This window comes from Methanohalobium sp., from assembly GCF_046546175.1.
Classification (GTDB): Archaea; Halobacteriota; Methanosarcinia; order Methanosarcinales; family Methanosarcinaceae; genus Methanohalobium.
Genome location: NZ_JBKGYF010000068.1, coordinates 1 through 8829 on the forward strand (window position 1 = coordinate 1; position 8829 = coordinate 8829).

7 protein-coding genes are annotated in these 8829 nt (G+C 37.4%); 4 read left to right on the forward strand and 3 right to left on the reverse strand.

Annotation, left to right across the window (positions count from 1 at the left end; genetic code table 11):
* Positions 1-51 precede the first annotated feature (51 nt).
* Positions 52-1107, reverse strand: a complete 1056-nt coding sequence (locus ACLFMM_RS07600) for an archaeosine biosynthesis radical SAM protein RaSEA (protein ID WP_410808128.1) — start codon at positions 1105-1107, stop codon at positions 52-54.
* 10 nt (positions 1108-1117) lie between these two features.
* Entirely contained in the window at positions 1118-2032 is a 915-nt protein-coding gene (gene guaA / locus ACLFMM_RS07605) for a glutamine-hydrolyzing GMP synthase (protein WP_410808129.1), read from the reverse strand.
* Between the two features lie 200 nt (positions 2033-2232).
* Here guaA and recQ point away from each other — a divergent pair, with 200 nt between their 5' ends.
* The 3 genes from recQ (at position 2233) to ACLFMM_RS07620 (ending at position 6288) form a co-directional block, all read left to right on the forward strand.
* Entirely contained in the window at positions 2233-4026 is a 1794-nt protein-coding gene (recQ, locus tag ACLFMM_RS07610) for a DNA helicase RecQ (protein WP_410808130.1), read from the forward strand.
* Positions 4027-4103: 77 nt separating this feature from the next.
* Positions 4104-5600: an asparagine synthetase B family protein gene (locus ACLFMM_RS07615; protein WP_410808131.1), complete on the forward strand. Its 1497-nt coding sequence runs from the start codon at positions 4104-4106 to the stop codon at positions 5598-5600.
* Positions 5587-6288, forward strand: a complete 702-nt coding sequence (locus ACLFMM_RS07620; RefSeq protein ID WP_410808132.1) for a diphthine--ammonia ligase — start codon at positions 5587-5589, stop codon at positions 6286-6288. Before ACLFMM_RS07615 ends, ACLFMM_RS07620 begins: the two co-directional genes overlap by 14 nt.
* Positions 6289-6297: 9 nt before the next feature.
* Here the strand turns inward: ACLFMM_RS07620 and msrA are convergent, their stop codons facing one another.
* On the reverse strand, positions 6298-6768 hold the full coding sequence (gene msrA / locus ACLFMM_RS07625) for a peptide-methionine (S)-S-oxide reductase MsrA (protein ID WP_410808134.1): 471 nt from the start codon (positions 6766-6768) through the stop codon (positions 6298-6300).
* A gap of 443 nt (positions 6769-7211) precedes the next feature.
* Here msrA and pyk point away from each other — a divergent pair, with 443 nt between their 5' ends.
* The gene (gene pyk / locus ACLFMM_RS07630) at positions 7212-8645 is read left to right on the forward strand and encodes a pyruvate kinase (protein ID WP_410808135.1); all 1434 of its coding nucleotides are present in this window, start codon (positions 7212-7214) and stop codon (positions 8643-8645) included.
* Positions 8646-8829: the final 184 nt, after the last annotated feature.

Consider the following 8829-nt stretch of genomic DNA (forward strand, 5'->3'; position numbering starts at 1 on the left):
TTTCCTAGTAACCTTCTTCCGAAGCCGCTGAGTCTTTAGCTCAGCGGTAGTTCACTGCAGCATTTTGTCCACAATCAAAGCACCATAGGTGTAATCATCCAGTTTAATTACCCTTTTCCACAATTCTATACACCCGCATGACTGGTCAATATCCAGGTCCTCAAGGTTCTGGGTGATAGAAAATTTTCGTATGGCATTGGCAACATCCTGGTCGCATTTATTACAGTTGTGAGGTCCTCGTTTGGAACCGGCACCAACTGGATCAGATGTGATTATTGTGTCGGGATGTTTTACCTTTGATTTTCTAAGGACTTCTACGATGCTCCAGAGCCACGGAGGTCTGTACTGATGTTTTTGCCATATCCATTCAACAAAGGTACCTTTTTGAACATTGCACAGGTTTATTGATATATTACTAACATAAGGTACAATTTCGTCAACGGACTGTACCATATCATCAAGAGCTGTTCCTTCAGGTATAAACGGTGGTTTGAGGAGCAGATAGGCTTTGGTGGTCACATCATGTTCTCCGGCAATCTGTGCGGCACCAATAAAATTTGAAAACCTAAACCCTTTGTTTATGGAATCCCTGCGAATGATATCAGAGCTGGTTTCTAGGCCAATTGCAATTTCAAATTCAGTACTATCCAGAATATCTTTGCATTTACCGACAGTATCATGAGTTACAAATTCTGGACGTGTTTCTGCAATTACTTTGACCACTCTCTCATCCAGGTTCAATGTCTGCAAGATATATTGCAAAGCTTTTGCAGAGACTTCATTCTCATCCAGAAAGCTGCCGGATGTATAGATTTTGACCATGAACTTATCAAGGTTAGAGGCCTTTTGCATAGCTTTATCGAATTGAGACTTCATATCTTTATCATTAGGTGGTTCTTGTGAACTGTCATAGACATAACCGCACATGGAACACCCACCCTGATTTCCCCACCAGCATCCGGAGGTTTTGAAAATAATGGTAAGGGTGTTTATTTTCTTACCATCGTGATTATCATGTCCTGTCCACACTGCAGTTGGTGTGTCCGGTGCAGATGGTTTAATTCGCTGTTTATTTCTGATTTCTGATATTATCTGATTCAGTGACATGATATTGACCTTATTCAAATTCAATTGTTGCTGGAGGTTTGGGTGTTAAATCATATAACACTCTTGAGACCGAAGGAATTTCACTATTAATTCTGGACTCGATTCTGTTAAGAACATCCCAAGGCAATTGCATTGCCTCAGCGGTCATGCCGTCTCTTGAACTGACAGCACGAACCGCAATTATCCATCCATGCACTCTAACATCACCTTTTACACCAGTCCCTTTCCCAAGGAGTGCGGCAAAGGTTTGCCAGGGATGATATTTTTCAACAAGTTCTTCTTCTACAATTGCATTTGCTTCACGTACCACGTCCAGTTTTTCTTCGGTTACTTCATCAAGTATCCGGACTGCAAGACCGGGACCAGGGAAAGGCATACGGTCAGCTATTTCATCAGGAAGGTTCAGCGCTTTAGCCACATCTCTGACCTCATCCTTATATAGGTCTGCAATAGGTTCTATGATATCCTTAAAATCAATAACATCAGGTAGTCCGCCTACATTGTGATGGGACTTTATGCCGCCCTCGGATTCAATCCTGTCCGGATATATGGTGCCCTGTATTAGATATTCTGCCTGTTCTTCTTTGGCTACCTCTTCAAATACCCGGATAAAAGTTTCACCAACCGCTTTACGTTTTTCTTCGGGGTCATTTACACCTTTTAAAGCATTCAGGAACCGGTCTTTCCTGTCAACAACTTTGAGATTCATATCGGAAAATGTTTCTTTTATTCTCTCAGTTTCATCCTTTCTCATGAGACCGGTTTCGATGTATATAGGGACCAGATTGTCACCGATTGCATCATGTGCCAGTACTGTACATACCGAACTGTCTACACCACCTGATAGGGCTATAATCGCCTTTCCATCGATTTGTTCTTTAATCCTTGCTGCACTTTTCTGGATGAATTTATCAACTTTTACCATTAGAACAAGCTCCAGTTTAAGGTGTTATTATAATAATCAGATTTATTTAATAGGTTCATGGTATTCAAGACTTATAAATGCTTATCTGGATGTAATTATATAAATTACTTTCACACCGCTTGAATGAAAATTATATATTAATGATGCGTCTACACTATAAAACCCGATTATCTCTTAAAACAGGATTTTATGATTAACCCATGTACACAACTCTGCATAAATACTTCGGTTACAAAGAATTCCGCACACTCCAGGAAGATATAATAAAAGATGTACTGGACCAAAAAGATACATTTGTAGTTATGCCTACAGGTGGTGGCAAATCGTTATGTTATCAATTACCGGCACTTCTCATGGATGGTGTGACAATAGTTGTATCACCACTTATATCTCTTATGAAGGATCAGGTCGACGGATTGAGGTCTAATGGTATATCCGCTGCATATCTAAACAGTACACTTGATTATCTGGAATCAAATCAGATATGTAATGACCTTTTAAACAACCGTATTGACGTTCTCTACATCACACCAGAACGATTAACAATGTCAAAAACCCTCAAATTTTTAAAAACTGTAAAAATCAATCTGTTTGCCATTGATGAGGCCCACTGCATATCAGAATGGGGGCATGATTTTAGACCTGAATATCTCAAGTTGAATATGTTGAAGAATAAGTTTCCAGATATTCCATTAATAGCACTTACCGCGACTGCTACACCCAGAGTGCAGAATGATATCATCTCTTTACTGGAACTTGGAGATTGTAGCAGGTACATATCAAGTTTCAATCGCGATAATCTCTATTATGAGGTTAGACCCAAAAAGGAAGCCTACAATCAGATGGTCAGATACCTGAAAACCCACAGGAAATACAGTGGTATCATATATTGTCAGAGCCGCCGTACGGTAGAAGACCTGTATAACAAACTTAAAAGGGAAGGTTTTCGTGTTTTGCCCTATCATGCAGGTTTGCCAGCATCCATCCGTGAGGAAAATCAGGAGAGTTTTATCAAGGATGATGTACAGATAATGGTGGCTACAATTGCTTTTGGTATGGGTATAAACAAACCCAATGTGCGTTTTGTGATCCATTATGACCTTCCAAAGAATCTAGAAAGCTATTATCAACAGACAGGTAGAGGGGGAAGGGATGGTCTTGATTGTGATTGTATTCTTTTTTTCAGTTATGGGGATAAATATAAGATCGAATATTTCATCGATCAAAAAACTACAAAATCAGAGCGGGATATTGCCTTCTCAAAATTACGTAAAATGATAAACTACTGTGAAAGCAATATCTGCCGCAGGAAATTATTACTGAATTATTTCGGAGAAAATTTTGATGAACAAAACTGTGGCAAATGTGATGTATGTCTTGAGCCAAGGGAGATGGTTGATGGGACAGAGGTGGCAAAAATTTTCCTCAAATGTGTGGACGAACTGAACCAGAAATACGGACTTAATCATGTAGCTGATGTATTGGCTGGTTCCAAAAACAAGAAGATTATCAATAAACAGCATGATTTGCTCGGCAGTTATGGGGGAGGACATAAATATACAAAGAGTCAATGGATAGATATCGGAAAGGAATTATTACATAAAGGAATTCTGGATGTTAAAGGTGGACAGTATCCGGTATTAAAATTGAACCAGAAAAGTCATGACCTACTTTCAGGTCAGGAAAATGTTCAGCTTACGAAATCGGTTGAATATCCATCCAATGATATTTCTGATAAATCGCCAGATGAAACCGATAATCGGCTTTTTGAAAGGTTGAGGAAATTAAGGAAAAAACTGGCTGACAGTGAAAACAAACCTCCATACATTATTTTTGCTGATACAAGTTTGAAACAAATGGCTGCTCGTTGTCCGAAGACATATGATGAATTTTTGAAAATCTCCGGAGTAGGTGAATATAAGCTGGAAAAATACGGTGATATGTTTCTGGCAGAAATCATTGACCACTGTAAATCCGAATCTATTGATTCATGAATCTATAATTTAACAAACCTTGTTTCACAAAAAACCAATCCGATTTTATATTTAAAATTTAATTGTAATCTAAAATAATGTGTGCGATAACAGGATTTTTCAATACTCAAAATGCGTTTTTGTATACCTATAAAGCTCTCTCTATACTCAGAAACCGTGGCAGAGATGGTACAGGTGCCTGCGGTATCGACTGGGTAAAACATTCAGATATTGTTGAAAATCTTGAAATACCTCATGATATTAATATAATGGGTCATAATCTTCACTCGATTGTCAAATATGTTCCGCAGCCCATTGTCTATAAGGGAAGACTTGTTGCAAACTGTGAAATATACAACTGGATGGAACTGGCTTCGGTTTATAACCTGGATGCAGGAAACGATTCTGATTTTTTAACCCAATTCATTGAATATCAAATATATTCATCGAATATAGATACATCCAATCCTGAAGAAGTAATAGAAAAAATAGAACAGGTATTGGATGAAGTCATTGGTGTATATTCTTTTGCATACATGCTTGATGGCTATGTATATTTATTTCGTGATGTTATTGGTATCAAACCGCTATGGTACAGCAAATCAAATGAGTTTGCTTTTGCTTCAGAGAAAAAAGCCCTGAAAATCACCGGATATTCGGATATATGTGAACTTAATCCAAGGGAAATAATCTGTTATGATATAGCAAATGATAGCACTGTTTTTTATTCCAGAAATTTTTTTGATATTATACCGGAACATGATAAACAATTGGGTACAATTCGTAACGAATTCAGGTATCTTCTGGAAGATGCCGTATCAATCCGTTTCCCAGATGAACCGTTTGGTATTCTGTTTTCTGGAGGAATAGATTCCACAATTATTGCCTATCTATGTAAAAAACTGATTAAACATTCAGCTGTTGATTTCACCTGTTATGTAGCAGGTTTGAAAGGGAACGATTCTAATTATTCACCTGATGTAAACTATGCCAAAAAAGTGGCTGATAATCTGGGATTGAAACTCAAAATAAAAGAAATCAACTATCAAGAAGTTGAGTATTATCTTAAGAAAGTTGTACCCCTTATTGAAAATACTTCTGTTCTTAGGGTAGGGGTGGCATTAACCATGTATGCTGCTTGTGTGGCTGCTAAAGAAGACGGAATCAGAGTGATGTTTTCCGGTTCGGGTGCTGATGAATTGCTTGCGGGTTACAATCGACACTGGAAATCGGATAATTTGAACCAGGACTGTTATCAGGATATTTTAAACATATATGTGAAAAATACCTACAGAGATGATGTAGTGTCTATGAACAACAATATAGAACTCAGGGTTCCTTATCTTGACAGGCGGGTGGTTGATTATGGTCTAAAAATACCAGCATGCTATAAAATCGATAATTTGCAAAAACAAAATAAACTGGTTTTGAGAATGGCAGGCAAACAATTCGGTCTACCTGAGGAGTTTGTACAGCGAAATAAAAAAGCTGCACAGTATGGCAGTCGTTTTGATAAAGCGATTACAAAGCTTGCAAAAAATGCAGGATTTAAAACGAAAACACAATATCTGGAGCAGTTCCATGAAGGATTATAAATTAAAGCTTGGTGTTTTATACAGTTCAGGTAAGGACAGTAATTATGCAACCTATATTATGAAACAACAGGGTCATTCTATAGAATGTCTGATAACGGTAAAAAGTGAAAATCAGGACTCATATATGTTTCACACTCCAAATATTGATTTTTCCCGTTTACAGTCCGAGGCCATGGGTATACCACTGATTGAAGAGGCAAGTAAAGGTGAGGAAGAGATAGAACTTGAAGATATGAAGCGTGCAATTAAACGAGCTCAGGATGAATATGCAATTAATGGTGTGATTACAGGTGCGTTGCATTCCAGTTATCAAAAAGAACGTATTGAGAAAATATGTAACGAACTTGGACTTGAAGTTTTATCTCCGCTCTGGCATATTGACCAAGAATCTGAGATGAGGAAACTGATAGAACTTGGTTTTGAATTTATTTTCAGCAGTATTGCTGCCTATGGTTTAAACCGTGATTGGCTCGGAAAGGTGATCACTGATAAACAAATCAATAAACTAGTTCGACTGAATGAGAAGGTAGGTTTAAATATTGCAGGAGAAGGTGGAGAATTTGAGAGTTTTGTGATTGAATCTCCAATGTATAATAAAAGGATTGAGATAATGGATTATGAGATAGTGGAAAGGGATGAATATACTGCCCATCTAATAATCAAAGATGCAGAACTTGTGGAAAAATGAATTTTACAATCAAATTCTGCATGCTGAATACCCGTGTTTTTCAAAATACCTTTGATGGTACTCTTCAGCTTCATAGAATTCTGAGGCAGGCACAATTTCGGTTACTATTTCATTTTTGTACTTACCAGATGTCTGAAGTCTCTTCTTGGATTCAAAAGCCTTCTTTTTCTGTTCTCCATTATGATAAAAAATAGCGGACCTGTACTGTGTTCCTATATCCGGTCCCTGTCTGTTCAGAGTAGTAGGCTCATGGATTTTCCAGAACACGTCCAGCAATTTATCATAGGATACTATTGATGAATCAAATGTAATTTCAACTGCTTCAGCATGACCGGTTTTACCGGTACATACATCTTTGTAAGTAGGATTTTCCCATTTTCCACCAGTATAACCTACTCTGGTGGACACAACTCCCTCAATCTGGCGGAATGCGGCTTCCACTCCCCAAAAACATCCAGCTGCAAATGTAGCTTTTTCCATAATTATCACCAATTTTTTGATCAAAAATCGTTTTAACAATATATGCTTTTAATTAATATTATACTTATGGAACGGAATGGATAACAGTTTATCAGGACTAATTGAACAATTTTTTCGTGGGTTTTTTAAATACCACTCCAAATTAAACATCCACGAAAATGCGGACAACATAATACCTTTGATAAATCTTAAGATACCATTTTTACTACAAAATCAGCATCATTAACTTAGGTTTTAATTGTACGTCTTTCATCTAATTTCTGGTATCTTCTCCAATATGATTGGTAATTTCAATATTAAACCACCGTTACAATTTTAAACTGGCTGACAATAGTTTTTTATGAATGAAATAACCTTTTCTATTGCTTTAAAATGAAATCTCGATTAATGATAATACTATCTTGAATTAAACTTCAAATAAAATCAAAACATACAGTATAAATATGTTGCTACCTGACCACAAAACCAAAATCGTATGTACCATAGGACCTGCTTCGTCATCTGAAGAAGTTCTCAGGGGTCTGATTCATAGTGGTATGAATGTAGCTCGGCTCAATTTTTCTCATGGAAACCTGGAAGGACACAGGGAAGTTATACATAAGATACGAAAATTAGCTTTTGAGCTGGATGCAGTTGTATCGATAATGGCAGACTTACCGGGTCCCAAAATCAGGATTGGAAAACTTTCAGAAGACCCCATACATCTTAAAAAGGGTGACAAAATCATACTAACAACCGAGGATATGGAAGGTAGTGGGTCAATAATACCTGTTAATTATTCCAGACTTCCTGAAAGTATCAGACCTGGAAGTCCTGTATATTTAAATGATGGTTTTATACAATTGAATTGTCTGGGTGTTTTTGATAAAAGAGTGGAGTGCGAGGTTGTAATAGGTGGACCCCTTTCATCCAATAAAGGGATGAATCTTCCGGGTTCAAAAATTCTTCTTGAACCAGTAACAGACAGAGACCTTGACATTGTGGATTTTGCGCTGAATGAAGGTGTTGATACTTTTAGTGTGTCGTTTATAGAAAAGGCGGATGACATACAAAAGATAAGAAACCATGCAAAAAACAGAGGAAAATCTGTTTTTATAGTATCAAAAATTGAAAGAGAAGAGGCAGTGAAAAATATAGATGAAATACTGGGTGTCACAGACGGTCTTATGATTGCCAGAGGAGACCTTGGAGTAGAAATACCCATACAAAAAGTCCCGGTTGTTCAAAAAGAATTGATACACAAAGCTAATCTTCTTAGCATACCGGTTATCACCGCAACCCAGATGCTTGAATCAATGACCGAAAACATACGACCAACAAGAGCCGAAGTTACCGATGTTGCCAATGCCATCCTTGACGGCACAGATACAGTAATGCTTTCTGGTGAAACTGCTGCGGGAAAGTATCCGGTAGAAACTGCTTCCATGATGGCAAAAATTGCCAGAGAAACAGAGTCATGGAGGAGCAAAAATAAAAACAAAACAGATACCGTTATCAAAGATATTGATAACATAAAAATGGACGTAGATGATGTAATATCTCTTCAGGTTAACGATGCGCTCCTGAAACTACCCATAAAATATGTAATTACACCTACTGTGTCCGGTGAAACTTCAAGACACATATCCCGGTTTAAATCGGACACATGGATACTTGCATTTAGTCGCTACCTCAAAACCAGCAGGAATCTTGCATTATCCTACGGAGTATATCCAATATACATAGAAAGTAAAACTGATAATTGGGAGAACATAGCGGTTGAAAAATTAAAACAATGGGAAATGGCCAGAAAAGGGGATTTCATCATCTTAACCCAGGGACAATCACCCGGTAAACCAGGTGGTACTAACCTTTTAAAAATTATTTCTATAACATAATAATTAGCTTTTATAAAGGTAAAGAAAACCACAATGTCTTTAGCATCTTGGTATGATAAATGGTCAAAAAAATATAAGTATTTTGCTAAACGATTGTATAATGTATGTATCTGACCCAGAAGAACCGTATCCGTGCTGATAAGCAGACGTATGAAACTTTGAAAAGGTTGACCAAACTGTCCAA